A 26,296-nucleotide genomic window follows, 5' to 3' on the forward strand; every position below is an offset into this window, starting at 1 on the left:
CGAAGGATGCATGGCGCTTGCACTGGGCCGGCCGTCCGGCCTTACGGAGCGGCGGTTGGCTCCAAGGGAGTCTAAAACCGCTCCTGACGATGCCGTGCATGGCGTCGTTCGCTGCTGGCCAGCCTGAGGGTTCGCGCACGACGTGCGCTCCTACACAGTCATTTCATCAAAGGAATCTCCGACACCGTGAACGCGCAACTGGACACCGTCGGCGCACCGCGCCGCGTCACCTCGAACCATCCGCTGGCCGGCCAGACCATGACCGGCGCCGATATCGTCGTGCAGGTCCTTGCCGACGAGGGTCTCGACGTACTCTTCGGTTACTCCGGCGGCGCCATCCTTCCCGTTTACGACGCCGTGTTCCGCTACAACGCGCTGCATACCCGCGACGACGGCAACGAACCGATGCCGCTGATCGTTCCCGCCAACGAGCAGGGTGCGTGCTTCATGGCCGCCGGCTACGCAAGGGCCTCCGGCCGTGTCGGTGTTGCGCTGGTGACCTCCGGTCCCGGCGCCACCAACGCGGTGACGCCCGTGCGTGACTGCATGGCCGATTCCGTTCCCGTGGTGGTCGTCTGCGGCCAGGTACCCACCGCGGCCATCGGCACCGATGCCTTCCAGGAAGCCCCCATCAGCACCATCATGGGTGCCTGCGCCAAACACGTGTTTCTCGTGACCGACCCCTCCACGCTGGAAGCGACGCTGCGCACGGCGTTTCACATCGCCCGCAGCGGCCGCCCCGGCCCCGTGGTGGTCGATATCCCCAAGGATGTCCAGAACGCACCATTGACGTTCGAGGGCAGCCGCGAACTGGCTGTGCGCGGTTACCGGTCGCGCCTGCACGCCGTGGAATCCGCGACCATCGACGACGCCCACTGCGCCGCCTTCTTCGATCGCCTGGCCCGTGCGAAGCGTCCCTTGATCTACGCCGGTGGCGGTGTCGTCGCCGCTGGCGCCTCGGCGGTGCTCCGCGAGTTCGCACACGCCTTCGGCATCCCCGTCGTGACAACGCTGATGGGTATCGGCGGTTTCGACACCACCGATCCGCTGGCGCTGCACATGCTGGGCATGCACGGCACGGCCTATGCCAACTATGCGATGGACGACAGCGACTTCGTCTTCGCGTTGGGCGCACGCTTCGACGACCGCGTGGTCGGCGTGCCGGCCCGCTTCGCGCCGAGTGCACGCACCATCGCGCAGATCGACATCGACCCGGCCGAGATCGGCAAGGTGAAAGCCGTGGACTGGCACCACGTCGGTACGCTGGATGCATCACTGCAACGCTTGTTGGATTACGGCAAACGCATTGGCTTCACGCCGGACCTCACCGACTGGCACGCCCATGTGGCGGCACTGAAGACCACCCACGCCATGGACTTCTGCCGCGACAGCGACAGCATCCAGCCGTGTGCGGTCATCCAGGCGATCAACCGCATCACCGATGGCCGCGCGATCATCAGCACCGGCGTGGGACAACACCAGATGTGGGCCGCGCAGTATTTCGATTTCCGCGAGCCGCGCCGCTGGCTGACCTCCGGCTCCATGGGCACGATGGGCTTCGGCCTGCCCGCCGCCATCGGCGCCCAGTTCGCACGACGCGATCTCACCGTGATCGACATCGACGGCGATGCCAGCATCCGCATGAACATCGGCGAGATGGAAACCGTCACCACGTATGGCCTGCCGGTGAAGGTGGTGGTGCTGAACAACAGCGGCGATGGCATGGTGCGCCAGTGGCAGAAACTGTTCTTCAAGGGTCGCTTCTCCGCGTCGGACAAGAGCCTGCACAAGAAGGATTTCGTACGCGCCGCCCAGGCCGACGGTTTCGAATGGGCGCAGCGCCTCGACGATCCCGCCGCCATCGAGGCGACGATTGCCGATTTCCTGGCTTTCGACGGCCCAGCCTTCCTCGAGGTGGTGATCGATGCGGATGCGGGTGTCTACCCGATGGTCGGCCCAGGAGCCACCTATGCCGAGATGATCACCGGCGACTGGATCGCCAGCCGTACGGCACCGACGAGCACCACCGCCGAACCCACAGGAATGTTCTGACCATGCGCCACCTGATCTCCATGCTGCTGCAGAACGAAGCCGGCGCCCTGGCGCGCGTGGCCGGGCTGTTCGCGTCGCGTGGTTACAACATCGAATCGCTCACCGTTGCCGCGACACACGATGTCGACGCATCACGGCTCACGCTCGTGCTGTTCGCGGACGACCTCGTTGTCGAGCAGATCATCAAGCAGTCCGCCAAGCTGGTCGACGTGATCGAGATCACCGAGCTCACGCGTCGCGATCACGTTGAGCGAGAGCTGCTACTCGCCCGCATCGAAGGCGATTTCGGTGCGATCGACAGTTGCCTGACGCAGTTCGGCGGCCGCCTCATACAGCGAACCGGTGCGCAGTCCGTCGTGGAGTTCACGGGGAGCGCCGACGAGGTGGATGCATTCATTGAAGCGCTGCGGCTGCATGGCGATATAGGCGACCATGCACGCAGCGGCATTGCGGCGCTTGAGCGCCTGATGGCGCCCGCATGACGGTCGTTAGCCGCGCCTACGACTTAAGACCTATGTACCTCTGCCACCGCCAAGCGTAGCGTTTCCCTGGGGCACGCACGCCTCAGCCGTCCAAGGAGAGGATGATGAGCACCAGGAACCTGGCAGGCACACGGGTCGCATCGCGTTCCGAACTATTATCCCTTTCCGTTTCGTTACCGGCGGACGACGACCCGAGGCTCCCTCGGCCGTACGTGCCCGAAGCAAACACCAACGACGAGCTACGGCTGGATGATTTCGAAGGCAGTCCTGGCGTCGTCCTGGTCGCCTGGCCGCTCATGGCGGCCGGGCAACTTCTATGGATCGACCTCAGTTGGAACGGCGGAGAGCTTCGGGTAGTCCAGGCACATCCCGTCACTACCAGTGAGGTCGGAGCGACTTTGAGCTACCGTGTGCCGCGGTCGGAGCTTCTTCGGCTTTCCGATGGCACGGCGCTCACCTTGAGGGCAACGGTCGCCTTCAATGGTTCGGCCGATGAACGGAGGCGGGTCGCGTTCCCCACAACGAAGCTGACCCTGCGCGCCGCTGGACCGGCGTTCTGGATAGACCCATCCGAAGTGAGGATGAAGGTCGGCGATAGCCGGACCCGACGGGCCACGGGTGGCACGCAACCCTACGTTTACGCCTCGACGAATGCCGGTGTTGCGGTCGTGGATACGATCGGACAGGTCACTGCCGTGGCAGCTGGCTCCGCGGGTATCACTGCTAGCGATGCGAGGCAGGGCAAAGGCTCATACCCGGTGATCGTGGAACGAGAGGCCATCGACTTCGGTGGTCCAAATACGCTGAATTGCACTGGGTACGTCGTTGCCGAAGGTCGGCCACCACGCAATCCTCCGGCCATGGCAAGGTATACCCGCGTTCCCGTTGGGGGGACGCCTCCGTATACCTATTCGTCGAGCAATCCCACCGTCGCATCCGTGGATAGTTCGGGAACTGTCACTGCGTCAGCGAATGGCACGTCCACGATCACAGCGCGAGACAGCCGCGGCATCACCGCAGCGCATTCACTGACCGTGTATGGCGCAAAGGTCTGGAGGCATCGTCGTACCTGGGGGTTCATTACTTACGCCGCACAAACCGGAATCTTTGCTCAGGAGGGCGACCTTGTACGGTGTCCAGCGGACCGTGCCGAAATTGCCGCGCTGCGGCAGGTCTATCTTCCTGAGGGAAACCCCGCACAATTGCTCGGCTGGTTGGACAACTATTACTGGACCAGCGAATTCCACCCGAACAACAACCATTACTGGGTGCGAGGCTTGGGTAGTGATGCGCAGGACGGCGCACGTTACGATTCAGTTCAGGCTCTTATGGCCCTCGTGAAGGGATGACGTGGTCACCAGACCTTGTATACCTTGCCGGTCTCGCGGCCTTCGACCGATCGGGAAAAGGCCAACGCCGCACGCGCGGCACTGACCGGCTCGAACCCGCGGAAGAAGGTACCGTAGGCGTTCATGGCCTCGGTCAGCAACGACGGGCTGACCACGTTGATGCGGATGCCGCGCGGCAGTTCGATAGCGGCGCCGCGAACGTAACCCTCGACCGCGCCGTTGACCATGCTCGCGCAGGCGCCGGCAGCGATCGGCTGCTCGGTGAGGATGCCGGTGATCAGGCTGAAGGAGCCGCCGTCGTTGAGCGATGCGATGCCCGACTGGACCAGCCGCACCTGTCCGAGCAGCTTGTCGTGCAGACCTTCGAGGTACTTCGCCTCGGTCAGTTCTTCGAGCGGAGCGAAAGGCACCTTTCCGGCCGCGCAGACCACCGCGTCGAGCGGACCGGCCTCGCGGTACATCGCCTCCACGCTCGCGCCGTCGCGCAGGTCCACGCGCAGGTCGCCGCTGGTGCGGCCGGCCGTCACGATATCGTGGCGGGCGCCCAGCTCCGCCGCGACGGCCCGGCCCAGGGTGCCGCCGGCACCGACGATGAGGATCTTCATGGTTTGCTCCTTGGAGGTTGCGGACCGCGCAGGGTACTCTCGGCGCCATGAATCGTCGCGCCGCTCTTTCGCTGCCGCCGCCCATGGCCGATACGTCGGCGCTCGGCCGTGAGCAGGACCTGCTCGGCCTGTCCGACGAGCCGTCCATTCATTATCTGGAACACGGTTCGCGCAGCCGGCTGATCCGTTGGCATTACCACCCCGCGTACGAGCTGCACCTCATCGTCTCGACGGAGGGCACGGCCTATGTCGGCGATTACGAGGGCCGCTTCTCGCCCTACACCCTGATGCTCACCGGCCCCAACGTGCCGCACAACTGGGTGACTGACGCGCACTGCGAACCCACGGCCCTGCGCGACCGCGTGATCCTTTTCTCAGAAGCGTTCGTGCGCCGGTTCACCGATTTCTTCCCCTCGGCACGTCACGTGAAGTCGTTGCTGCTGGAAGAAGCGCGCTATGGCATACGTTTCTCGCCTGAACTGGGGCGGCAACTGGAACCGCTGTTCCGCCGCGTTTCCGATCATCCGGGCCTGCGCCGCGTGGCCAGCTTCTTCGAGATGGTGGAGGCGCTGTCCGAGGATGCCACGCGCTGCCCGCTGAGCAGTCGCCCGTTCCAGGCATCGGCGGACCCGGGGCAGTCGATGAAACTGCACCGCGCCGTCGCCTTCATCGACCGTCACTACGCCGGCGATGTATCGCTCAAGGCCGTGGCCGGCCGGCTGGACATGTCGGAGTCGGCGTTCTCGCGATTCTTCCACCAGCACACCGGGTACCGCTTCATCGACTACGTGAACCAGACGCGCGTGCAGCACGCGTGCGAGAAGTTGTCGGGCTCCGCAGTGTCGATCACCGACATCTGCTACGAGGTCGGTTTCAGCAATCTCTCCAATTTCAATCGCCGTTTCCTCGCCCTGACCGGCATGACGCCGCGTGACTATCGCATGCGACATCGTGAGGCGAGCGCGGAGGCGTGATGTGGCGGCGCATCATGAGCCGGCCCGGACACGTGCGCCCACACCCTACATTTGCGTACTTTATTGACGATGACGGCGCATGCTGCAACGCATCATTAATCCGCGTCTAGCCGGAAGTTTCGCCCGCTACGACTAGCGATATACGCAAGAAAGTATGTATTTTCACCGCAAACCGACACCTGACGTATTGGTGAGCCGCACGCCATAGAACCTATAAACGCACATCCGTTTCGAGCGCGCCGCCCTTCGACGCTGCGCCCGGACATGCCACCCAGGGAGGCACGATGAGCGATTACCGGAACCGGCTCGGCACCCTCGCCGTCTCGGCGATGTTCGCGGCGACGGCGGCACCTGTCGCCCTCGCGGACACCACGCTGACCATCGGCACCGTCAACAACGCCGACATGGTGCGCATGCAGGCGCTGTCGCCCGAGTACGAGCGGCAGCATCCGGGCGTGCATCTCAACTGGGTGGTGCTGGAAGAGAACACCCTGCGCCAGCGGCTGACCACCGACATCGCTACCCACGGTGGCCAGTTCGACGTGATCACCATCGGCGCGTACGAGGCGCCGCTGTGGGGCAAGCAGCAGTGGCTGAAGCCGCTGGACAACCTGCCCGCCGATTACGACGGCAACGACCTTATGAAGAACGTGCGCGAACAGCTGACGGTGGACAACCACCTGTACGCCGTGCCGTTCTACGCCGAGGCCAGCATCACCTACTTCCGCACCGACCTGTTCGCCAAGGCCCACCTGACCATGCCGGCCGAGCCGACCTGGGCGCAGGTGAAGGGCTTTGCGCAGAAGCTGCACGATCCGGCCAACGGCGTATACGGCATCTGCCTGCGCGGCAAGGCCGGCTGGGGCGAGAACATGGCGCTGCTGGGCACCATCGTCAACAGCTACGGCGGACGCTGGTTCGACGAGCAGTGGCACCCGCAGATCGATACGCCGGAATGGCACCAGGCCGTGAACTTCTACGTGGACCTGCTGAAGAACTACGGGCCGCCCGGCCCGTCCGACAACGGCTTCAACGAGAACCTGGCCCTGTTCGCTGCGGGCAAGTGCGCCATGTGGGTCGATGCCAGCGTCGGCGGCGGCACCGTTACCGATCCGAAGGAAAGCAAGGTGGTCGGCAAGGTCGGCTTCGCGCGCTCGCCGCACCAGCTCACCGATCGCGGTTCGTCGTGGTTGTGGGTGTGGTCGCTGGCCATCCCGGCCAGCTCGCGCCAGACCGACGCCGCGCGTGACTTCATCCTCTGGGCCACGTCCAGGCCCTACCTGAAGATGGTCGCCGACAAGTACGGCGAGCAGGCCACGCCACCCGGCACGCGTGAATCGACCTACGCCAACGCCGCCTACATCGCGGCGGCGCCCTTCGCAAAAGTGACCTACGACTCGCTCAAGGCCGTCGACCCGGCGCACCCGACGCTCAAGCCCGTGCCCTACAAGGGCATCCAGATCGTATCGATTCCCGAGTTCCAGGCGGTCGCCACGCTGGTCGGCCGGCAGATCGCCGGTGCACTGGCCGGCCGCGGGAACGTGGACGACCTGCTGCACACGGCGCAGGACGCGGTGAGCCGCACCATGAAGCGTGCCGGCTATTACGACAACAAGCCCGTCATCCAGAAGGAGTCGCCGTAATGAGCGCGCGTATCCGCAAACGTCCGGAGCGGCTGCTCGCGCAGCCCGCCATCATCATGCTGCTGGCCTGGATGATCGTGCCGCTGGCGATGACGCTGTACTTCTCCACGCAGTACTACAACCTGCTGTACCCGGGAAAGTCAGCCTTCGTGGGCCTGGAGAATTTCGCCTACTTCTTCGCCTATCCCAGCTTCTGGACGTCGATCCTCAACACGATCCTGCTGGTCGGCAGCGTGCTGGTGGTCACCGTGGTCGGCGGGGTGCTGATATCCGTACTGGTGGACGAGACGTTCCCCGGCCAGGGCATCGTGCGCATGCTGCTGATCTCGCCGTTCTTCATCATGCCGACCGTGGCCGCGCTGGTCTGGAAGAACCTGATGATGAACCCGGTGTCCGGCTTCCTCGCCTGGGTGTGGAAGCTGTTCGGTGCCACGCCGGTGAACTGGTTCGCGGACTGGCCGTTGCTGTCGGTCATCATCGTGGTGTCGTGGGAATGGCTGCCGTTCGCCATCCTGATCTTCGTCACCGCGCTGCAATCGCTGGACCGTGAACAGATGGAAGCGGCCCGGATGGACGGCGCACGCGGCCTGGCCATCTTCCGCTACCTCACCCTGCCCCATCTCGCCCGCCCCATCGCCGTGGTGGTGATGGTGGAGGCCATCTTCCTGCTCAACATCTTCGCCGAGATCTTCGTCACCACCAACGGTGGCCCGGGCGACGCCACCACCAACATCCCGTACCTGGTCTACACGCAGGCGTTGCTGGAGTTCGACGTGGGCGCGGCTTCCGCCGGCGGCCTGGTCGCGGTGGTGCTGGCCAACATCATGGCGGTGGTGCTGATCCGCCTGATCGGCAAATCGTTGACCGAGAAGGCGTGAGGAGACAACCATGGCCAAGACCCACCGTAACCCGCTCGCCCGCACGCTGCGCATCGTCGCCTCGTGGATCGTCGCCCTCGTCGTGTTCTTTCCCATCCTGTGGATGGTGCTGACCAGCTTCAAATCCGAGCTGGATGCTTTCAGCATGCCGCCGCATTTCCTGTTCGCGCCCACGCTGGAAAACTACGAGCAGATCCTCGCACGTGCCAACTACCTGCACTACGCGTGGAACTCCATCGTCACCGCCGGTGGTGCCACGATCCTGGGCATGCTGGTGGCCGTCCCGGCCGCCTATGCGTTCGCCTATCACCCGACCATGAAGACCAAAAGCGTGCTGCTGTGGATGCTCTCGACCAAGATGCTGCCGAGCGTGGGCGTACTGGTGCCGATCTACCTGATCTGCCGCGACCTGAACATGCTCGATTCCAAGGCCGCGCTGATCGTGATCTTCGCGCTGATCAACCTGCCGATCATGGTCTGGATGATCTACACCTACTTCCGCGACATTCCCTACGACATCCTGGAAGCCGCGCGCATGGACGGCGCCAGCACGACGCAGACGATGTTCCGGGTGCTGATTCCCGTGAGCCGCGGCGGCCTGGCCTCCACGGCGCTGCTGTGCCTGATCCTCTCGTGGAACGAGGCGTTCTGGTCGCTCAACCTCACTACCACCAGCGCCGCGCCACTGACCGCGCTGGTGGCCTCGTTCTCCAGTCCCGAGGGGCTGTTCTGGGCGAAGCTTTCCGCCGTGTCCACCCTGGCCTGCGCACCCATCCTGGTGCTGGGCTGGCTGTCGCAGCGCCAGCTCGTCCGTGGTCTCACCTTCGGCGCAGTCAAATAGGAGTCGCCCATGTCCCGTCTGGAAATCCGTCAGCTGCGCAAGTCGTTCGAAGGCGTCGATGTCATCAAGGGTATCGACCTGGTGGTGGAGGATCGCGAGTTCTGCGTGTTCCTCGGGCCGTCCGGTTGCGGCAAGTCCACCACGTTGCGCCTCATCGCCGGACTGGAAGAAGCCGACGACGGGCAGATCCTGCTCGACAGCGACGACATCACCGATAAGCCGGTGGACAAGCGCGACCTCGCCATGGTGTTCCAGAGTTACGCGCTGTATCCGCACATGAGTGTGCGCGAGAACATGTCGTTCGCGCTGAAGCTGGCGAAGATGGACCAGCGCGCCATCGACGAGAAAGTGGCAAGGGCGACGAAGATCCTTGCGTTGGAGCCTTATCTCGATCGCAAACCCTCCGCGTTGTCGGGCGGGCAGCGCCAGCGAGTGGCCATCGGCCGGGCGATTACCCGTGAGCCCCGCGTATTCCTGTTCGACGAGCCGTTGTCCAATCTCGATGCGGCCCTGCGCGCGGCGACGCGCCTGGAAATCGCACGCCTGCATACCGAGCTCAACGCGACCATGGTCTACGTCACCCACGACCAGGTGGAAGCGATGACGCTGGCCGATCGCATCGCGATCTTCAACGAAGGCCGTATCGAACAGATCGGCAAGCCGATGGCGCTCTACCACAAGCCCGTGAATCTCTTCGTCGCCGGCTTCCTCGGCATGCCGCAGATGAACTTCTTCCGCGCCACCGCGCAGGGCGGCACGTTCCGCCTGCCCGGCGGCAACGCGCTGACTGTGCCCGGCGCCGAGGCGACCGGCGAGGTCACCCTCGGCATTCGCCCGGAACACCTGCGCGTGTGCGACGACGACGGCGCTGGCGACACCGTGAAAGGCATCGTGTCGGTGGTCGAACGGCTGGGCAGCGAGACCTACGCCTATGTCGATGTGCCGAACGTCGGTTCGGTCACGGTGCGCGCCGAGGGCGATTTCGAGCGCCGTGCGGGACGCGAGATCTGCATCCGGCTGGACCCGACCCACGCGCATGTGTTCGACGCCACCGGCGTCGCCATCCATCATCCGGCAAGAAACTGACCATGGCCGTCTCCCTCCATGCCACCTCGCTCGACAGCCTTCCCCAGGGCGTCGATGCACCGTCTTACGATCGCGCGGGGATCACCGCCGGCATCGCGCACATCGGCGTCGGCGCGTTTCACCGCGCGCACCTGGCAATGTATACCCATCACACGCTGTCCGATCCGGCCATGCATGCGTGGGGCATCCTCGGCATCAACCTGCTGGAACACGATCGTCCGCTCGCCGAGGCATTCAAGGCGCAGCAGGGCCTCTACTCCGTCAGTGAGTTCGATCCGCGCGGCGAACGCCGCACCCACGTGGTCGGCGCCATGGTCGAGTACCTCTATGCGCCCGACGACGGCGCCCGCGTACTCGAACGCCTGGCCGATCCGGCCATCCGTATCGTCTCCCTGACCATTACCGAAGGCGGTTACCTGATCGACGAGCACGGCACGTTCCGCCTCGACGACGACACGGTGGCCCACGATCTCGCCCACCCCGACACGCCCCGCGGCGTGTTCGGCTTCCTTGTCGGCTCCCTGGAAAAGCGCCGCGCGGCCGGCGTGCCCGCCTTCACCGTCATGTCCTGCGACAACCTTCGCCACAACGGCGCACAGGCGAAGAAAGCCGTGCTCGCCTTCGCGCGTGCCCGCTCGCCGGAACTGGCGGCATGGATCGACCGCGAGGTGGATTTCCCCAACGGCATGGTGGATCGCATCACCCCCGCCACCACCCCGTCGGTGCGTGACGAACTCAACGCCGCTACCGGCCTGGACGACCGCGCGCCGGTGGTCTGCGAGGATTTCATCCAGTGGGTGCTGGAAGACCGCTTCCGCCACGGACGCCCGGCGTGGGAAAACCACGGTGTGCAGATCGTGGATGACGTTTCCCCTTACGAAGACGCGAAGATCCGCCTGCTCAATGGCTCGCACCAGATGCTGTCGTACCCGGCCTTCCTCTCGGGACATCGACAGGTGGATATGGCCGTCAGGGACCCGCTGTTCAACGCCTATCTCACCGATTTCCTCGACGAGGACGCCGGCACCTGGCTGACATCGCTGCCCGGCATGGACCTGGGGCCCTACAAGAAGAAACTGCTGGACCGTTTCAGCAACGCGTCCATCGCCGACCAGCTCGACCGTCTGTGCCTGGACGGCGGGTCGAAGATTCCCGGCTTCCTCGGCCCCACGATCACGGCCTGCCTGGAGAACGGCAAGGACGCGCGCCGCCTGGCCTTCGCACTGGCGGCGTTCGATCGGTATGTCCGGGTCGGCAAGGACGATAACGGCGAGGGCTATCCCCTGCGCGAGCCCAACGCCATGCGCCTGGTGCAGCCGATGATCGACAGCGGCTCGAAGGACACCCTGATCGAGAGCGTCGAACTGGTCGGGCCGCTACCCGCGCGGGATGAGCGTTTCCGTCGCCAATACGACATCTACGTGGACGCGCTGGAGCGGCAGGGGGTACGCCGCACCCTGGAGCAGCTGGACGCCCTCGTCGACTGAGGGTTCATGGCGCACTCTCGGTGGCTTCACTTCGCCGAACCTACGGTGGCCAGTCTTATCCGTCGCGAAGTGGAGTCCACCATGCCCTACACCCCGACCAACCCGCAGCCGCCATTCGCCGAGCCGGGCAAGAACCGTCCCGAGGACGAGATCCGCCAGCCGGGCAGCTACAAGCCCGAGCGCGATGCGGACCCGGAGCCGCCGGTGAACGACGATCCGATCGAACCGCTGGAACGTTGAAGTTACAAAGGCGCCGCCAGGCGCCTTTTTTTGTCCGCGGTGGCTAGACTTCCCGCATGAGCCCTTCCCCCAAGAAACCCAACGCGCGACGTAAGGCATCGCCTGGCGGGCGGCCCACGGCCAGCCCCACGCTCACGCCCGCCGCGCGCCCCGCGGATGCCTCCACCACGGCCGAACGCGTGCTGGCGTTCCTGCTCAAGGGCCTGCCCCCCGCACGCCGCGAAAAAATGCACGCCTATCTCGTGCTTACCCGCATGGATCGGCCCATCGGCGCGTTGCTGCTGCTGTGGCCGACCTGGTGGGCACTGTGGCTGGCGGCGCGTGACTTCCCGCCGATCGGCACGCTGGTGATCTTCACGCTGGGCGTGTTCGCCATGCGTTCCGCTGGCTGCGCCATCAACGACTACGCGGATCGCAAGCTCGATCCGCAGGTGGCTCGCACCGCCGGGCGGCCCATCGCGAGCGGACGCGTGACGCCTCGCGAGGCGCTTTACGTGTTCGCCGGGCTGCTGGTGTTCTCGTTCGTGCTGGTGCTGTTCACCAATACGCTGACGATCCTGCTGTCATTCGGCGGTGCCGCCCTCGCGGCGCTCTATCCGTTCACCAAGCGCTACACCAACCTGCCGCAGGTGGTGCTCGGCGCGGCGTTCGGCTGGTCGATCCCGATGGCGTTCGCCGCCGTGACGCACAGTGTGCCGCCGGTGGCCTGGTTGCTGTTCATCGGCAACATCCTCTGGTCTGTGATCTACGACACCGAGTACGCCATGGTGGACCGCGAGGACGACATCAAGGCGGGGGCCAAGTCCACGGCGATCCTGTTCGCCGACGCGGACCTCGTCATCATCGGCATCCTGATGGGCACGTTCCTGCTGGCCATGCTGCTGGTCGGCACGCGCTCGGGGCTGGGATGGCCGTACTGGCTGGGTCTGGCGGTGACCGCCGGCCTGTTCGCCTGGCAGCAGTGGACCATGCGCCACCGCGAGCGGCAGGCCTGCCTTACCGCGTTCCGCCAGAACAACTGGGTCGGCCTCGCGCTGTGGGTGGGCATCGTGCTGGCGCTGGCCCTACGCGGGTAAGGGCGTCCGCGCCAGCGCCCAGACATCCACCCGGGCCACACCGGCATCAGTCAGCGTGCGCGCGCATTCGCCGAGGGTGGCGCCGGTGGTCATGACGTCGTCGACCAGCGCGACATGGCGCTGGGACGGCACGCGCCTTACCTGGAACGCACCGCGTATGTTCGCCGCGCGCGCGGCCGCATCGAGGTCGGTCTGCGGCCGGGTGCGCTTCACCCGCTGCACGACATCGTGCCTTACGGGTATGGCGAGCCGGCGGCCCAGGTGCCGGGCCAGCTCCATCGCCTGGTTGTAGCCGCGCGAGCGGAGGCGGGAACGGTGCAGCGGCATGGGCAGCAGCAGGTCGGGCATCGTGGGCGGGCAGCCTGTGTCGAGCCAGCATTCCGACAGCACACGTCCGGCGACGAGGCTGCCTGCGAACTTGAAGCGCCGCTCCAGTTCGTCCAACGGCCAGGTGTAGACGAAGGGCACCCACAGGTCCGCCCACGGGCGGTCGCCCTGAAGGCACGCAGTGCAGGCCGGCACGGAGATGGCGAGGGGTTGTGCACAGCGTCCACAGCCGCTGTCGTTGCGCACCAGGCCCGCATGACAGGCCCGGCAGAGCGCGCGCCCGGTCTCGCTGGGCGCCTCGCAGACCAGGCAGCGCGGCGCCAGCAGGAAGCGGGCAGCCGCGCTCAGCCAGGGGCGGAACCGGGACGCGTCCATGCGTCGGGGGCGTGTCAGTCGCGACGGCGGAACATGGCCGCGTCGACGATGGACCACAGGTGGATGATCCAGCCGAGCCAGATGATCCAGAGGACCGCGGCCAGCACGAACATGATCAGCGCCTTGAAGATGCGACCCTGGACGAGCTGGCCCAGGCCGGGAATGAAGAAACTGCAGATAGCGGCAAGGACGTTGCCGCCACTGCCTTGACCGGTGCTCATGGGAAGGCCTCCTGTAGGAATGACGCCATGGTAGGCGGGTTGCGTGAGGATGGGTTGAAGGCGCCGCCCCGCCGTTAAGCTGCGGCTTGGCCCCGGTCACCGTCAACTTTACACAGGCCACCATGGTTGACAGTAGGGACAGGCCTTTCCACACTGCGCGCCTTCGCCCCTGGAAGCCCCGCCATGACCGCAGCCCTTCGCCACAACTGGTCCCGCGACGAGGTCGAGCACCTCTTCGCCCTGCCCTTCAACGACCTGTTGTTCCAGGCCCAGGGCGTACACCGCCAGTACCACGATCCCAACGCGGTGCAGGTGTCCACCCTGCTGTCGATCAAGACCGGCGGCTGCCCCGAGGATTGCGCCTATTGTCCGCAGGCGGCCCGCTACGCCACGGGCGTGAAGGCGGAGAAGCTGATGAGCGTCGAGGCCGTGGTTGCCCGGGCGCAGGCCGCCAAGGATGCCGGCGCCAGCCGCTTCTGCATGGGCGCCGCCTGGCGCTCACCGAAAGACCGCGACGTGGCCAAGGTGGCCGAGATCGTCGGCGCGGTGAAGGCATTGGGACTGCAGACCTGCGCCACGCTGGGCATGCTCAGCCAGCCGCAGGCGCAGACACTGAAGGCCGCCGGGCTGGATTTCTACAACCACAACCTGGACACCTCCCCGGATTACTACGGCGAGATCATCCATACGCGCGAGTACCAGGATCGCCTGGACACCCTTGAAAACGTGCGCCATGCCGGCATGAAGACCTGCTGCGGCGGCATCGTGGGCATGGGCGAATCGCGTGCGCAGCGGGCGGGCCTGCTGATGACGCTGGCCAACCTGCCCGAGCACCCGGAATCGGTGCCCATCAACCGCCTGGTCCAGGTCCCCGGCACGCCGCTGGCCGGCACCGAAGCCCTGGACCCGTTCGAGTTCGTGCGCAGCATCGGCGTGGCGCGCATCCTCATGCCCGCCTCGGTGGTGCGCCTGTCCGCGGGCCGCGAGTCGATGGACGACGCGCTGCAGGCCCTGTGCTTCGCCGCCGGCGCCAACTCGATCTTCTACGGCGAAAAATTGCTGACCACGGGCAATCCGGACGTGGAACACGACCGCCGCCTGTTCGAGCGCCTCGGCCTGAAGCCGATGGAGGTGGACATCGAGCCCGGCACGGTACACGCGGACATCGTCGAACGCGCCGACGCGGCGTGAGCCAGCCGCGGCTCCTCGTTCGCCTGGAAGCCGCCCGCGCGGCGCGCGAGCAGGCGGGCCTGCTGCGACGCACGCGCGCCTGCGAGGTGCGCGGCGGCTCGCGACGGCTCGTCGACGGGCGCGTGCTGGACGACTTCTGCGGCAACGATTACCTCGGCCTGGCCGGGCACCGCGACCTGGTCACCGCCATGCACCGCAGCGCCCTCGCCGAGGGCGTCGGCACCGGGGCCGCGCATCTGGTCTCGGGCCATCGGGGTGAGCACGCGGCGCTGGAGGAAGAGCTGGCCGACTGGACCGGCCGCGAGCGTGCCGCCCTGTTTTCCACCGGGGTCATGGCCAACCTGGGCGCGTTACAGGCGCTGCTCGGCGCGGGAGCGATGCCTTCGCCCGGCAAGCCCACCGCCCTCTGCGTGCAGGACCGGCTCAACCACGCCAGCCTCCTGGATGGCGCCCTCCTCGCCGGAGCGGACCTGCGGCGATACGCGCACGGCGATGCCGCCTCCGCTGGACGTCAGCTCGACGCCTGTCCCGGGCTGCCGGCGTTGCTGGCCACCGATGGCGTCTTCAGCATGGACGGAGACGTGGCGCCCCTTGCCGACCTGGCGCAGGCCTGCCGGGAGCGTGGCGCCACGCTGTATGTCGACGACGCGCACGGCCTGGGCGTACTCGGTCCCGAGGGTGCCGGCTCCGTCGCCGCTGCGGGCCTGGACGCCAACGACGTGCCGGTGCTGATGGGCACGCTGGGCAAGGCCCTGGGCAGCGCCGGAGCGTTCGTGGCCGGCAAGGCCGAGATCGTCGAGGGCATCGTGCAGTTCGCCCGGTCCTACATCTATACGACGGCCATGCCGGCCGCGTTGGCGGCGTCCACGCGCGCCGCCCTGCGCCTGGTACGGCAGGATCCCGAAGGTCGGCGAGCACGACTGGAAGACAACGTCGCACGGTTTCGTGAGGGCGTCCGGCAGCTGGGCTTGCCGGTGATGCCGTCCCGCACCGCGATCCAACCCCTGCTGATCGGCGGCGCCGGCGATGCCATGGCCGCCGCGGCCGCGCTGGAAGCCGCGGGCTTCCTGGTCGTGGCGATCCGCCCGCCGACCGTGGCCGCGGGTGCCGCCCGCCTGCGCATCACGTTGTCGGCAACCCATGCGCCTTCCCGCATCGACGCCCTGCTGGATGCCTTGGCGGCGCTGCCCCGCGCGCGGGAAGACGTGGCCGTATAATGGACGGCCGCACGTCCCCTGCCATGCCCATGTCGATCCTCAATATCTCCGCCTACAAGTTCGTCGCCCTCGACGATACGGCGGCGTTGCGCGCGCGCTTCATCGAACGCTGCGACGCGCTCGCGCTGAAGGGAACGATCCTGCTGGCGCCGGAAGGTATCAACCTGTTCCTGGCCGCACCGCGCGACGCCATCGACCGCTTCCTCGCGTGGTTGCGCGAAGACACCCGCTTCGCGGACATCGTGCCGAAGGAAAGCCTTTCCGACGCCCTGCCTTTCAGCCGCATGCGCGTGCGCCTGAAGAAGGAAATCATCACCATGCGCACGCCGGCCATCCGTCCCGAAGCCGGGCGGGCGCCGCACGTCATGCCCGCCGACCTGCGCCGCTGGCTCGACCAGGGCCATGACGACGATGGACGCGACGTGCTGCTGCTGGATACGCGCAACGACTACGAAGTGGCGGCGGGCACGTTCGAGAACACGATCGACTACGGTATCGCCAGCTTTACCGCCTTCCCCGAGGCCGTGGCCGCGGATCGCGCCCGCTTCGAAGGCAAGACGGTGGTGTCCTTCTGCACCGGCGGCATCCGCTGCGAGAAAGCCGCGATCCACATGGCCGGCATCGGCATCGAGCATGTGTACCAGCTGGAAGGCGGCATCCTGAATTATTTCGAGAAGGTCGGTGGCGCCCACTGGCGTGGCGACTGCTTCGTGTTCGACGACCGCGGCGCGGTGGACCCGACCCTGGCACCGAGCACCCCGGCGTGACCGGCCTGCATATCGAGACCCGCGGCAGCGGCCCCACGCCCCTGGTGATGATCCACGGCTGGGCCATGCACGGCGGCATCATGGCCCCCCTTGCCGAGGCACTGGAAGATCGCTTCACGATGTATATCGTGGACCTTCCCGGCCACGGCTACTCCCGCGACGCCGACATCCCACTGCAACCGCTGGCGTGCGCACGTGCCATCGCCGAGGCCACGCCGCCGGCCACCTGGCTGGGCTGGTCGCTGGGCGGCCTGGTCGCCGTCACCGCGGCCCTGGAGTTGCCTGAACAGGTGAGCGCCGTGGTGCCGATGTGCTCGGCACCGTGTTTCGTGCGCGCGGACGACTGGCCGTACGGCAACGATGCCGGCATGGTCCGGAAACTCGCCACGGACCTGGATGCCGATTACCGCGCGACGGTCGAACGCTTCATCGCCCTGGAAGCCATGGGTAGTCCGGACCCGAAGGCGGAAGCTCGGCGCCTCAAGGACGAAGCCTTCTCGCGGGGGGAACCCGACCCACGCGTCCTTGGCGAAGGCCTGCGCGTGCTCGAGGCCACCGACCTGCGAGCACGCTTGCCCGACATGGTGCCGCCCAGCCTGTGGATCGCCGGCCGCCGCGACCGCATCGTGCACCCCGAGGCCATGCGCTGGTGCGCGGAAGTCGCCGGTGGCCAGTTCATCGAGATCGCCCACGCGGGGCATGCCCCCTTCATCGGTCATGCCGCCGCCGTGGCGGATGCCCTCACGCACTTCACCGACGCGAATCCATGAGCGACTTCCATTTCGATCGACGCCAGGTGCGCCGCAACTTCGGCCGTGCTGCCGGCACCTACGAAAAACACGATGCCCTGCAGCGCGAAGTGCAGGCCACCCTGGTCGACCGGTTGGAGATGTACGAAGCAACGCCGAACATCGTGCTCGATGTCGGCGCGGGCACCGGCCGCGGCAGCGCCGCCCTGAAGAAGCGCTATCCGAAGGCGCAGGTGATTGCCATCGACCTGGCGCTGCCGATGCTGAAACAGGCGCGCCAGCACACGGGCTGGTTGAAGCCCTTCGGCCGCGTGGTCGCCGATGCGTATACCCTGCCCGTGCCGGACCACAGCGTCGACATCCTGTTTTCCAACCTCTGTTTCCAGTGGTGCGAGGACCTGTCGCGGCTGTTCGCCGAGTGCGCGCGCGTGTTGAAGCCCGGCGGCCTGCTTACGTTCTCCACCTTCGGGCCCGATACCCTGAGCGAACTGCGCGCCGCCTGGGCGGCGGCGGACCAGCATGCCCACGTCGCCCGCTTCCTCGACATGCACGATGTCGGCGACGCGATGCTCGCGCAGGGCCTGAAAGACCCGGTGCTGTTCGCCGAGCGCTACACGCTGACCTATCCGACGCCGCGTGCGGTCCTCGACGAACTCAAGGGCCTGGGCGCGAACAACGCCGACGCCGATCGCGTGCGCGGCCTCACCGGCAAGCAGCATTACCGGCGCATGATCGATGCCTACGAGGGCATGCGCAGCGACGGCGTCATTCCGTCCACCTGGGAAGTGGTGACCGCCCATGCGTGGGGCCCACCCGCCGGCCAGTCGCGGCGCGAAGGCAGTGGCGAGATCGCCAGCTTCCCCATCGACAACCTGCGTGGCTCCCGCCGAAAGACGCCGTTCTGAACGAAAAGGGCGTCGAACACGGCGCCATGGGACGGAATCAGCGATAGCGCGGGCAGTGGACCAGATGATCGTTGACCAGTCCGGCGGACTGCATGAGCGAGTAGCAGATCGCCGTGCCCGCAAAACGGAAGCCGCGTTCGCGCAACGCGGCGCTCATCCGGTCCGAGGCCTCGCTGCGTACCGGCACGTCGTGAAAGCGATGCCACGCATTGACGCTGGGCACGCCGCCGACGAAGGCCCATAGGTAGGCGCACAGCGAACCACTTTCCTCGATGATCCGCACGCTGGCCCGTGCGTTGCCGCGAACCGAGGCCAGCTTGAGGCGGTGCCGGATGACACCGCGGTCCGCCACGACGGCAGCCATCTCGGTGTCGTTCATCGCGGCGACGCGGGCAATGTCGAAGCCATGGAACACGCGCCGGTAATGTTCGCGCTTGCTCAGTACCAGTCGAAGACCCAACCCTGCCTGCGCGCCATGCAGGGTCAACCGCTCGAAAAGGCGACTGTCGTCATGCAAGGGGATGCCCCACTCGGTGTCGTGATACTCCCGCTCGACATCGCTTCGCTCGGCCCAGTCGCACCGCATGGCCCCACCTCACGCTTCTCCGGACGAAGCGCCAGCATACGAAGACGAACGGGCCGGCCGATGTCCGCCCCGCCTGTCACCCGCTGTGCGAAAGACAGCGGCGTAGCTTCCGTCGGCTGCCTAGGAGGACACGGGGCGTTTCCGTCAGCGTGTCGGCGTCACGGGCGGATACGCGGGTTTACCAGGGCAACGCATCCAGATCGACGTTGCCGCCACTGAGCACCGCGCCGATGTGGCGCCCGGCAAAACGCTTCCGATGGCGTAGCATCGCGGCGAACACCGTCGCGCTGGACACTTCGACCACCAGGCGCAGCTCCGCCCACAGCAGCTTCATCGCAGCCACGGCCTCGGCATCGCTGACGCGAAGCACATTGACCCCGTGGGCGCGCAACACCTCCAGATTGGGCTCACCGACGAGCGTGCGCAGTCCATCACACACGGTGTCCGCCGTGAACGGATCGGCCCGGCATCCTGTTTCCAGCGAACGTGCCGTGTCGTCCGCGCCTTCGGGCTCGGCACCGAAGAGCACGATGCGTGGGTCGATCGCATGCGCGGCGACGGAACACCCGGCGGCAAGCCCACCGCCACCGACAGGGAAGATCACGGTATCCACACCCGGCGCCTGGCGAAGCAGCTCGGGCACGAGCGTGCCCTGCCCCGCCATCACGCGCGTATCGGCATAGGGATGCACGAGGGTTGCGCCGGTCTCCGCCTGCAGGTCGGCCGTCATCCGTTCCCGCGCCGCGGTGCCGGGTGCGCATCGATGGAGGGTGGCGCCGGCCATGCGGATGGCCTCGACCTTTGCCCGCACGGCGCCCTCGGGCACCACGACGTGGGCCGCGATGCCGCGCGTGCGCGCCGCCATGGCCAACGCGTTGCCGTGGTTGCCCGACGAGTGCGTCACCACGCCTCGCGCCGCTTCCTCGTCGGTCAGGGACCACACGGCGTTGGTCGCACCACGAAACTTGAACGCACCGCCGCGTTGCAGGTTCTCGCACTTGAAGACCACCGACGCACCGAGCAAGGCGTCCAGCCGGTCGCTGCGCAGCACGGGGGTGACCAGCGCATGCGGCGCGATGCGTGCGGCCGCGTCGCGCACGTCGGCGAACGATGGCGGTCTCACGCCACGAACTCCACGCCACAGGCGAAGCGGCGTTCTTCGCCCGGCGCCAGCGTGATCAGTGGCGTGCAATCGTCACGGTTGAACGCGTTGGGCATGCACTCCATCGGCTCGAGCGCCACGGACTTGCGCGCATCGCGTTCGGCCGTATCGGCGGTGAAGACCAACATGACGCCACGCTCCTGCCATACCGCGATGCACGCGCCCGTCGCGGGGTCGCGCAGGCGTGTGCGCGAACGGCCATCGGTATCCCGTTGCAGGTCGGCATACGTGTGGTTCAACTCGGCGTGGCCGATCGGGCGCGCCTGACGGAAATCCAGGCTGCGATCGGCCTTGTCCATCGCCTGCCAGGCTCGTGTCCCCGGAAGGGGGATGAAACCCTCATCGGTGGCGATGATCTGCTCGGCCGGGACATGCAACTCCCAGGTCTCGATGGGGTTATCCGACAGCCGGAAGTACGGATGCCAGCCGAAGAAGGTGGGTGCGGTGGCGTCGCCGACGTTCCGCGTGTGCGCTTCGACGCCGAGGCCATGCTCGTCGAGCGTGAAGGTGACGGTGAAATCCAGCGAGAACGGATAACCGGGTTGCAGGCCCGGGCGAATGACCTGCGTGCCCAGGGTGACCGAGGCGCGGTCGTCATCGCCACCCTCCCGCTGCACGTCGAACAGTACGCCGCGAAGGAAGCCGTGGCGGGCAGCGCGGTCCGCACCCGTCACGCCCGGCTGCAGATCGTAGGGGGTGCCTTCGAACGTGTAACGCGAGTCGTCGATGCGGTTGGCGAACGGCGTCATGATCGCGAAGCGCGAGCCCTTGTGTCCGACCAGTTCGGCTTCGTCACGGAAGCCGTCGGCGATGTTGCGATGCGCGTTGCCGGCACGCGTGTCGATCGAGAGCACGGTCGCGCCCCGACGCGCGATGCGGATCTCGCGATCCGCGTCGGCATCGACCAGCACGATCAGCTCCTGGGCGCCGAGGGTGGAGCGCGTCACGGTGAAACGGGGCATGGCAGGCTTCCTTTTGGGGGATCTGGCCGCATGTTAGCCTGCCTGTCTGACCAGAATATGTGTGTGCCCTGCCATGAGCGATCGCCTGGACGCCCCCACCACCCCCATCCGCCTCGCCGATTACCGGCCCCCTGCCTGGTCGGTCGAACACACCGCACTTTGTTTCGACCTGGGTATCGACCGCAGCGAAGTGACGGCCACGCTCGTGCTGCGCCGCCGCGCCGCCGAGCCCGTGCGGCTGGATGGCGAGGGCGTGGAACTCCTGGAAGTGTCGGTGGACGGCCGTGTACTCCACGAGGGTGAGTACACGCTGGCCCACGGCGTGCTGGAGGTGCCCGTCCAGGCAGACCATTGCACGATCGGCACGCGCGTGGCCGTGCGCCCGGCGGAGAACACGGCGTTCGAAGGGTTGTACCTTTCGGGCAGCCGCGAGAAGGGCTTCCTGCTGACCCAGTGCGAGGCGGAAGGGTTCCGGCATATCACCTTCTTCCCCGATCGTCCCGATGTCCTTTCCACCTTCACGGTGGAATTGCGTGCCGACAAGGCGCGTTTCCCGGTTCTGCTCGCCGGCGGCAATCCCGACGGGTCGGGCGACCTGCCCGATGGCCGCCACTGGGCGCGCTTCGTCGATCCGCACCCGAAGCCCAGCTACCTGTTCGCCCTGGTCGCGGGCCACCTGGAACGCATCAGCCACGACTACACCACGGCGGAAGGCCGTGCGGTGGCGCTGCACATCTGGGCGGAGGCCGATGTCATCGATCGCTGCGACTACGCCATGGATTCTTTGATCCGCTGCATGCAGTGGGACGAGCGCACCTACGGGCGCAACTACGACCTTGACGTCTTCCACGTCGTCGCCACGCACGATTTCAACATGGGTGCGATGGAGAACAAGGGCCTCAACATCTTCAACGCGAAATACCTGCTGGCCGACGCCGACTCGAGCACGGACGACGAATATCGCCATGTCGAGGCCGTGGTGGCCCACGAGTATTTCCACAACTGGAGCGGCAACCGGGTCACCTGCCGCGACTGGTTCCAGCTCAGCCTCAAGGAAGGCCTGACCGTCTTCCGCGAGCAGGGTTTCTCGGCCGACATGAACTCCGCGCCGCTCAAGCGCATCGAGGACGTGTCGCTGCTGCGCCGGGCCCAGTTCCCGGAAGATGCCGGCCCGTTGTCGCACCCGGTGCGGCCCTCGCAGTACAGCGAAATCAATAATTTCTACACCGCCACGGTGTACGAGAAAGGCTCGGAGCTGGTCCGCATGCTGGCCGGCCACCTCGGCGCCGACGGCTTCCGTCGCGGCATGGACCTCTACTTCGACCGCCACGACGGTCAGGCCGCCACGATCGAGGATTTCCTCACGGCGCTGGGCGAAGCCAACCACACGGACCTTTCGCCCTACCTGGCCTGGTACGGCCAGGCGGGCACGCCACGCCTGACCGCCGAAGGGCAGCACGACGCGGCACGGCGGCGCTACCAGTTGACCCTGCGCCAGCGCACACCGGCAGGCCCCGGCCAGCCGACCAAGCAGCCGCTCCCCATACCGGTGCGGCTGTCGCTGTTCGCCCGGGACGGCACGGCGCTGCCGTTGCGCCTCGACGGCGAGCCGGCGGCGGCCGGCATCGAGCGCACGATGGTGCTGGCCGGTCCGGAACAGGTGTTCATCTTCGAGGACATCGACGCGCCTCCCGTGCCCTCGCTGCTGCGTGGTTTCTCGGCGCCGGTGATCCTGGAATGCGACTACGCGCCCGACGAGCTGGCGCTGCTGCTGCGCCACGATGCCGACGGCTTCAATCGGTGGGAAGCCGGCCAGCAGCTTGCAGGGCTGGCGTATGACGACGTCCGCGACAGCCGGCCAGGCGCCGCGGCGCTCGACGCCTGGACGGCGGCGCTTGCCGACCTGTTCCACGACGCGTCGGTGGATGACGCCCTGCTCGCCGAACTGCTGACGCCGCCGGGCGAGATCGAACTGGTGGAGCGCCAGCCCGAACGCGATCCCGACCGTATCCGCGCGGTGCGCCAGGCCATGTTGCACGCGCTGGCTACCCGCATCGGACGCGACGCACTGCACGATCGCTACCGATCGCTGCATGCCGCCACCACGGCGGCGCTGGATGCACCCGCCCAGGCCGGCAGGCAGCTGAAGCGTCGCATGCTCGATCTGTTGGGGCTGGTCGATCCAGCCACCGCCACCGGCCTGGCCCGCGCGCAATACGACGAGGCACCGGGCATGACCGATCGCCTGGCCGCACTGACCACGCTGGCGACGCTCGACCCTGTCGCGGCGGAGCCCGCCCTTGCCCACTTCCGTCAGCGCTACGCGGGCAATGCGCTGGCACTGGACAAGTGGTTCGCGGCGCAGGCCCAGCTGCCGGGGGACGGCGCATTCGCGCGCGTGCAGTCCGTCGAGCACGATGCGGCGTTCACGCTGAAGAACCCGAACCGGGTGCAGTCGCTGATCGGAACGTTTGCGCGGGCCAACTCCTCGGGCTTCCATCGTGCCGACGGCGCGGCCTACCGTTGGCTGGGTGACCGGCTGGTAGCGATCGATGCCCTGAACCCGCAGGTAGCAGCACGGGTGGCCACGGCATTCAACGGCTGGAAGCGACTGGAGCCGGTGCGGCGGGAGGCCGCCCATGCGGTGATTGCCGACCTGGCGGCGCGCAAGGACCTGTCCAGGGATCTGACGGATATCCTCGCCCGCATTGCGATGGGCTAGGCGACGGCGAAAGCGTGATCTGCGTCACAACCTGCGACAGTGAGGGTACAAGACTGACGCACTGCGTCACTCACTGCCGAATTAGAGCGCAACTTTGACAAAAAAATCACACCCGGGGCATGTTAACGGTGTAGATTCGCCTACAACGAAGAAAGCCGCAGCGGTCAGCTACGGCCTTCGTGCCAGTCATAAGGTTTCTGGCGCCCGGCAGCACGGTCATCCTGGATTCCCCCTGTTCCTGAGACCGCCGGGCGCCAGATCTCATTCGAACCGAATGAGGCATCCTTGCCCACATCCCGCTTCCTTCTACCAGCACGCGACCAAACCCCTGCGTTCGGTCTCGGCGCGCGTCTGATCGCGCAGCGTCTGCCTGGTTGAAGTGCAAAAGTGAGGAAGCACGAGGCGTGCCAAACCCACCGAGCGAAGCTGACGTGCCGGCCGGCGCGGCGGCTCCACTCGGCGTAAAATCACGGCACGTCCCGCCCGAAACCTTCCCATGCTGCATTCAGAAACCTATGACGTCATCGTGGTCGGTGGCGGACACGCCGGTACCGAAGCCGCGCTGGCCGCCGCGCGCGCCGGCGCTCGCACGCTCCTGCTCAGCCACTCGATCGAAACCATCGGCCAGATGAGCTGCAACCCGGCGATCGGCGGCATCGGCAAGGGCCATCTGGTCAAGGAGATCGACGCCCTGGGTGGCGCCATGGGCCGCGCCGCGGATCGCGCCGGCATCCAGTGGCGCACCCTCAACGCGTCGAAAGGCCCGGCGGTGCGTGCCACGCGCTGCCAGGCCGATCGCACGCTTTACCGCGCCGCGATCCGCTCGATGGTGGAGACGCAGCCCAACCTGTCGCTGTTCCAGCAGGCGGTGGACGACCTGATTCTCGTCGACGGTCGCGTGGCCGGTGTGCGCACGCAGATGGGGCTGGACTTCCATGCGCCCGCCGTCGTGCTCACGGCAGGCACCTTCCTCGCCGGCAAGATCCACATCGGCAGCGCGCAGTACGCGGGCGGGCGCGCAGGCGATCCGCCGGCCTCCACGCTGGCCGCGAAACTACGCGAACTGCCCGTCGCCGCCGACCGCCTGAAGACCGGCACGCCGCCGCGCATCGACAGCCGAAGCATCGATTTCTCGCTGCTGGCGGAGCAGCCGGGCGACCAGCCCATGCCGCACTTCTCCTACATGGGCTCGGCCGCGGAGCATCCGCGGCAGGTCAGCTGCTGGATCACGCATACCACCGAAGCGACACACGAACTGATTCGCGGGTCACTGGATCGCTCGCCGCTGTACAGCGGGCAGATCGAAGGCGTCGGTCCACGCTATTGCCCTTCGATCGAGGACAAGGTGGTTCGCTTCGCCGACAAGACCTCCCACCAGATCTTCGTCGAGCCGGAAGGACTGGATACCTGCGAGATCTATCCCAACGGCATTTCCACCTCGCTGCCGTTCGACGTGCAGTACGCCCTGGTGCGTTCGATCCCCGGCTTCGCCAACGCGCATATCACGCGCCCCGGCTACGCCATCGAATACGACTATTTCGATCCGCGAGGCCTGCATCCCTGGCTGGAAACCAAGGCCATTCCGGGCCTGTGGTTCGCCGGCCAGATCAACGGCACCACCGGTTACGAGGAAGCGGGCGCCCAGGGCCTGATCGCCGGCATGAACGCCGCGCTGATCGTGCGCGGCGAGGCTCCCTGGTACCCGCGTCGCGACGAAGCCTACATGGGCGTGCTGATCGACGACCTGACCACCAACGGCACCATCGAGCCCTATCGCATGTTCACGTCGCGGGCCGAGTACCGCCTGCACCTGCGCGAGGACAACGCCGACCTTCGCCTCACCGCCCATGGTTACGCCAAGGGCGTGGTGCCGGAGGATCGGTTCCGCCGCTTCGAGGCCAAACGCGATGCGGCCGAGCGCGAGACCGCTCGCCTGCGCGGCCTGTGGGCGGCGCCCGCCAACGCGCTCGGTGCCGCCGTGCAGCGTTCGCTGGGCATTGCCGTCAGCCGCGAGACACATGCCCTGGATCTGCTGCGCCGCCCCGAACTGAACTACGCATTGCTGACCGGCGTGCCCGAACTGGGTCCGCCCGTGGACGATGCCGAAGTGGCGCTGCAAGTCGAGGTGCAGGCGAAATACGCCGGCTATCTGGAGCGCCAGCGCGAGGACATCGAACGCCAGCGCCGGCAGGAATCCACGAGCATCCCCGAGAGCTTCGACTACGATCGCGTCCGGGGCCTGTCGGCCGAGGTGCTGCTCAAGCTGAAGCGTGCGCTTCCCGCCACCATCGGCCAGGCCTCACGCATCAGCGGCGTGACGCCCGCGGCCATTTCGCTGCTGCTGGTTCACCTCAAACGCCGCGCGGCCTGACCTGCCGGGGCATCCATCTGGCATCATC

General features: G+C 66.8%; 24 protein-coding genes. 18 read left to right on the forward strand and 6 right to left on the reverse strand.

Features of this window, described 5'->3' with window-relative positions; genetic code table 11:
- The first annotated feature begins 258 nt into the window (after positions 1 to 258).
- From ilvB to AB8808_RS19650, 3 genes are all read left to right on the forward strand, one after another.
- Positions 259 to 2,052, forward strand: a complete 1,794-nt coding sequence (gene ilvB, locus AB8808_RS19640; protein WP_369931295.1) for a biosynthetic-type acetolactate synthase large subunit — start codon at positions 259 to 261, stop codon at positions 2,050 to 2,052.
- Between the two features lie 2 nt (positions 2,053 to 2,054).
- Positions 2,055 to 2,534: an acetolactate synthase small subunit gene (gene ilvN, locus AB8808_RS19645; RefSeq protein WP_369931194.1), complete on the forward strand. Its 480-nt coding sequence runs from the start codon at positions 2,055 to 2,057 to the stop codon at positions 2,532 to 2,534.
- 104 nt (positions 2,535 to 2,638) lie between these two features.
- Positions 2,639 to 3,883: an immunoglobulin-like domain-containing protein gene (locus tag AB8808_RS19650; RefSeq protein WP_369931195.1), complete on the forward strand. Its 1,245-nt coding sequence runs from the start codon at positions 2,639 to 2,641 to the stop codon at positions 3,881 to 3,883.
- Positions 3,884 to 3,888: 5 nt separating this feature from the next.
- Here AB8808_RS19650 and AB8808_RS19655 read toward each other — a convergent pair whose 3' ends face one another.
- Positions 3,889 to 4,488, reverse strand: coding sequence for a short chain dehydrogenase (locus AB8808_RS19655; protein WP_369931196.1), 600 nt, complete (start codon positions 4,486 to 4,488; stop codon positions 3,889 to 3,891).
- A 47-nt stretch (positions 4,489 to 4,535) separates the two neighbouring features.
- On the opposite strand from AB8808_RS19655, the gene AB8808_RS19660 reads away from it, so the two are divergent.
- The 8 genes from AB8808_RS19660 (at position 4,536) to ubiA (ending at position 12,713) form a co-directional block, all read left to right on the forward strand.
- Positions 4,536 to 5,462 (forward strand): helix-turn-helix domain-containing protein, encoded by a 927-nt coding sequence (locus AB8808_RS19660; RefSeq protein WP_369931197.1) that lies wholly within the window; start codon positions 4,536 to 4,538, stop codon positions 5,460 to 5,462.
- 284 nt (positions 5,463 to 5,746) lie between these two features.
- A complete protein-coding gene (locus AB8808_RS19665) occupies positions 5,747 to 7,105 on the forward strand; it encodes an ABC transporter substrate-binding protein (protein ID WP_369931198.1) in 1,359 nt (452 codons plus the stop codon).
- A complete protein-coding gene (locus AB8808_RS19670) occupies positions 7,105 to 7,983 on the forward strand; it encodes a carbohydrate ABC transporter permease (protein ID WP_036139125.1) in 879 nt (292 codons plus the stop codon). Before AB8808_RS19665 ends, AB8808_RS19670 begins: the two co-directional genes overlap by 1 nt.
- Before the next feature lie 10 nt (positions 7,984 to 7,993).
- Positions 7,994 to 8,824 (forward strand): carbohydrate ABC transporter permease, encoded by an 831-nt coding sequence (locus tag AB8808_RS19675; RefSeq protein ID WP_506193235.1) that lies wholly within the window; start codon positions 7,994 to 7,996, stop codon positions 8,822 to 8,824.
- A 9-nt stretch (positions 8,825 to 8,833) separates the two neighbouring features.
- Complete coding sequence (locus AB8808_RS19680; RefSeq protein WP_369931200.1) at positions 8,834 to 9,910, forward strand: ABC transporter ATP-binding protein; 1,077 nt, start codon at positions 8,834 to 8,836, stop codon at positions 9,908 to 9,910.
- A 2-nt stretch (positions 9,911 to 9,912) separates the two neighbouring features.
- The gene (locus tag AB8808_RS19685) at positions 9,913 to 11,397 is read left to right on the forward strand and encodes a mannitol dehydrogenase family protein (protein ID WP_369931201.1); all 1,485 of its coding nucleotides are present in this window, start codon (positions 9,913 to 9,915) and stop codon (positions 11,395 to 11,397) included.
- Between the two features lie 81 nt (positions 11,398 to 11,478).
- Positions 11,479 to 11,637, forward strand: coding sequence for a hypothetical protein (locus AB8808_RS19690; protein ID WP_369931202.1), 159 nt, complete (start codon positions 11,479 to 11,481; stop codon positions 11,635 to 11,637).
- 179 nt (positions 11,638 to 11,816) lie between these two features.
- Positions 11,817 to 12,713, forward strand: coding sequence for a 4-hydroxybenzoate octaprenyltransferase (ubiA, locus tag AB8808_RS19695; RefSeq protein ID WP_369931297.1), 897 nt, complete (start codon positions 11,817 to 11,819; stop codon positions 12,711 to 12,713).
- Here the strand turns inward: ubiA and AB8808_RS19700 are convergent.
- Both AB8808_RS19700 and AB8808_RS19705 read right to left on the reverse strand, forming a co-directional pair.
- Positions 12,702 to 13,415, reverse strand: a complete 714-nt coding sequence (locus tag AB8808_RS19700) for a ComF family protein (RefSeq protein WP_369931203.1) — start codon at positions 13,413 to 13,415, stop codon at positions 12,702 to 12,704. The genes ubiA and AB8808_RS19700 overlap by 12 nt on opposite strands.
- Positions 13,416 to 13,429: 14 nt before the next feature.
- Complete coding sequence (locus AB8808_RS19705) at positions 13,430 to 13,636, reverse strand: hypothetical protein (RefSeq protein ID WP_369931204.1); 207 nt, start codon at positions 13,634 to 13,636, stop codon at positions 13,430 to 13,432.
- A 183-nt stretch (positions 13,637 to 13,819) separates the two neighbouring features.
- Here AB8808_RS19705 and bioB point away from each other — a divergent pair, with 183 nt between their 5' ends.
- The 5 genes from bioB to bioC are packed head-to-tail and all read left to right on the forward strand — an operon-like array spanning position 13,820 to position 18,465.
- Entirely contained in the window at positions 13,820 to 14,827 is a 1,008-nt protein-coding gene (gene bioB / locus AB8808_RS19710) for a biotin synthase BioB (RefSeq protein WP_369931205.1), read from the forward strand.
- On the forward strand, positions 14,824 to 16,044 hold the full coding sequence (locus AB8808_RS19715; RefSeq protein ID WP_369931206.1) for an aminotransferase class I/II-fold pyridoxal phosphate-dependent enzyme: 1,221 nt from the start codon (positions 14,824 to 14,826) through the stop codon (positions 16,042 to 16,044). Before bioB ends, AB8808_RS19715 begins: the two co-directional genes overlap by 4 nt.
- Positions 16,045 to 16,067: 23 nt before the next feature.
- Positions 16,068 to 16,811, forward strand: coding sequence for a sulfurtransferase (locus tag AB8808_RS19720; RefSeq protein ID WP_369931207.1), 744 nt, complete (start codon positions 16,068 to 16,070; stop codon positions 16,809 to 16,811).
- A gap of 47 nt (positions 16,812 to 16,858) precedes the next feature.
- Complete coding sequence (gene bioH, locus AB8808_RS19725; protein WP_506193279.1) at positions 16,859 to 17,581, forward strand: pimeloyl-ACP methyl ester esterase BioH; 723 nt, start codon at positions 16,859 to 16,861, stop codon at positions 17,579 to 17,581.
- On the forward strand, positions 17,578 to 18,465 hold the full coding sequence (gene bioC / locus AB8808_RS19730; RefSeq protein ID WP_369931209.1) for a malonyl-ACP O-methyltransferase BioC: 888 nt from the start codon (positions 17,578 to 17,580) through the stop codon (positions 18,463 to 18,465). Before bioH ends, bioC begins: the two co-directional genes overlap by 4 nt.
- Positions 18,466 to 18,502: 37 nt before the next feature.
- Here the strand turns inward: bioC and AB8808_RS19735 are convergent, their stop codons facing one another.
- The 3 genes from AB8808_RS19735 to AB8808_RS19745 all read right to left on the reverse strand — a co-directional run bounded on the left by AB8808_RS19735 (position 18,503) and on the right by AB8808_RS19745 (position 21,175).
- A complete protein-coding gene (locus AB8808_RS19735) occupies positions 18,503 to 19,051 on the reverse strand; it encodes a DNA-3-methyladenine glycosylase I (RefSeq protein WP_369931210.1) in 549 nt (182 codons plus the stop codon).
- A 178-nt stretch (positions 19,052 to 19,229) separates the two neighbouring features.
- Positions 19,230 to 20,174 (reverse strand): threonine ammonia-lyase, encoded by a 945-nt coding sequence (locus AB8808_RS19740; RefSeq protein WP_369931211.1) that lies wholly within the window; start codon positions 20,172 to 20,174, stop codon positions 19,230 to 19,232.
- Positions 20,171 to 21,175 (reverse strand): aldose 1-epimerase, encoded by a 1,005-nt coding sequence (locus tag AB8808_RS19745; protein ID WP_369931212.1) that lies wholly within the window; start codon positions 21,173 to 21,175, stop codon positions 20,171 to 20,173. The genes AB8808_RS19740 and AB8808_RS19745 overlap by 4 nt, the downstream gene beginning before the upstream one ends.
- Positions 21,176 to 21,248: 73 nt before the next feature.
- Between AB8808_RS19745 and pepN the strand changes: the two genes are divergently transcribed.
- Together pepN and mnmG are read left to right on the forward strand one after the other, a co-directional pair.
- Positions 21,249 to 23,897 (forward strand): aminopeptidase N, encoded by a 2,649-nt coding sequence (pepN, locus tag AB8808_RS19750; protein ID WP_369931214.1) that lies wholly within the window; start codon positions 21,249 to 21,251, stop codon positions 23,895 to 23,897.
- 496 nt (positions 23,898 to 24,393) lie between these two features.
- Positions 24,394 to 26,268 carry a tRNA uridine-5-carboxymethylaminomethyl(34) synthesis enzyme MnmG gene (gene mnmG / locus AB8808_RS19755; protein WP_369931215.1) on the forward strand — a complete coding sequence of 625 codons (1,875 nt, stop codon included), beginning with the start codon at positions 24,394 to 24,396 and terminating at the stop codon, positions 26,266 to 26,268.
- Positions 26,269 to 26,296: the final 28 nt, after the last annotated feature.

The sequence above is a fragment of the Xanthomonas sp. NCPPB 2632 genome (assembly GCF_041228075.2).
In the GTDB taxonomy this organism is placed as follows: domain Bacteria; phylum Pseudomonadota; class Gammaproteobacteria; order Xanthomonadales; family Rhodanobacteraceae; genus Luteibacter.

Coding starts and splice junctions, on each gene's coding strand:
- bioC (WP_369931209.1), top strand. CDS start 17,578: ATGAGCGACTTCCATTTCGATCGACGCCAGGTGCGCCGCAACTTCGGC.
- bioH (WP_506193279.1), top strand. CDS start 16,859: ATGATCCACGGCTGGGCCATGCACGGCGGCATCATGGCCCCCCTTGCC.
- AB8808_RS19690 (WP_369931202.1), top strand. CDS start 11,479: ATGCCCTACACCCCGACCAACCCGCAGCCGCCATTCGCCGAGCCGGGC.
- bioB (WP_369931205.1), top strand. CDS start 13,820: ATGACCGCAGCCCTTCGCCACAACTGGTCCCGCGACGAGGTCGAGCAC.
- mnmG (WP_369931215.1), top strand. CDS start 24,394: ATGCTGCATTCAGAAACCTATGACGTCATCGTGGTCGGTGGCGGACAC.
- AB8808_RS19680 (WP_369931200.1), top strand. CDS start 8,834: ATGTCCCGTCTGGAAATCCGTCAGCTGCGCAAGTCGTTCGAAGGCGTC.
- AB8808_RS19675 (WP_506193235.1), top strand. CDS start 7,994: ATGGCCAAGACCCACCGTAACCCGCTCGCCCGCACGCTGCGCATCGTC.
- AB8808_RS19700 (WP_369931203.1), bottom strand. CDS start 13,415: ATGGACGCGTCCCGGTTCCGCCCCTGGCTGAGCGCGGCTGCCCGCTTC.
- ilvN (WP_369931194.1), top strand. CDS start 2,055: ATGCGCCACCTGATCTCCATGCTGCTGCAGAACGAAGCCGGCGCCCTG.
- pepN (WP_369931214.1), top strand. CDS start 21,249: ATGAGCGATCGCCTGGACGCCCCCACCACCCCCATCCGCCTCGCCGAT.
- AB8808_RS19685 (WP_369931201.1), top strand. CDS start 9,913: ATGGCCGTCTCCCTCCATGCCACCTCGCTCGACAGCCTTCCCCAGGGC.
- AB8808_RS19660 (WP_369931197.1), top strand. CDS start 4,536: ATGAATCGTCGCGCCGCTCTTTCGCTGCCGCCGCCCATGGCCGATACG.
- AB8808_RS19650 (WP_369931195.1), top strand. CDS start 2,639: ATGAGCACCAGGAACCTGGCAGGCACACGGGTCGCATCGCGTTCCGAA.
- AB8808_RS19745 (WP_369931212.1), bottom strand. CDS start 21,175: ATGCCCCGTTTCACCGTGACGCGCTCCACCCTCGGCGCCCAGGAGCTG.
- AB8808_RS19735 (WP_369931210.1), bottom strand. CDS start 19,051: ATGCGGTGCGACTGGGCCGAGCGAAGCGATGTCGAGCGGGAGTATCAC.
- AB8808_RS19665 (WP_369931198.1), top strand. CDS start 5,747: ATGAGCGATTACCGGAACCGGCTCGGCACCCTCGCCGTCTCGGCGATG.
- AB8808_RS19720 (WP_369931207.1), top strand. CDS start 16,068: ATGCCCATGTCGATCCTCAATATCTCCGCCTACAAGTTCGTCGCCCTC.
- AB8808_RS19670 (WP_036139125.1), top strand. CDS start 7,105: ATGAGCGCGCGTATCCGCAAACGTCCGGAGCGGCTGCTCGCGCAGCCC.
- AB8808_RS19705 (WP_369931204.1), bottom strand. CDS start 13,636: ATGAGCACCGGTCAAGGCAGTGGCGGCAACGTCCTTGCCGCTATCTGC.
- AB8808_RS19655 (WP_369931196.1), bottom strand. CDS start 4,488: ATGAAGATCCTCATCGTCGGTGCCGGCGGCACCCTGGGCCGGGCCGTC.
- ilvB (WP_369931295.1), top strand. CDS start 259: ATGACCGGCGCCGATATCGTCGTGCAGGTCCTTGCCGACGAGGGTCTC.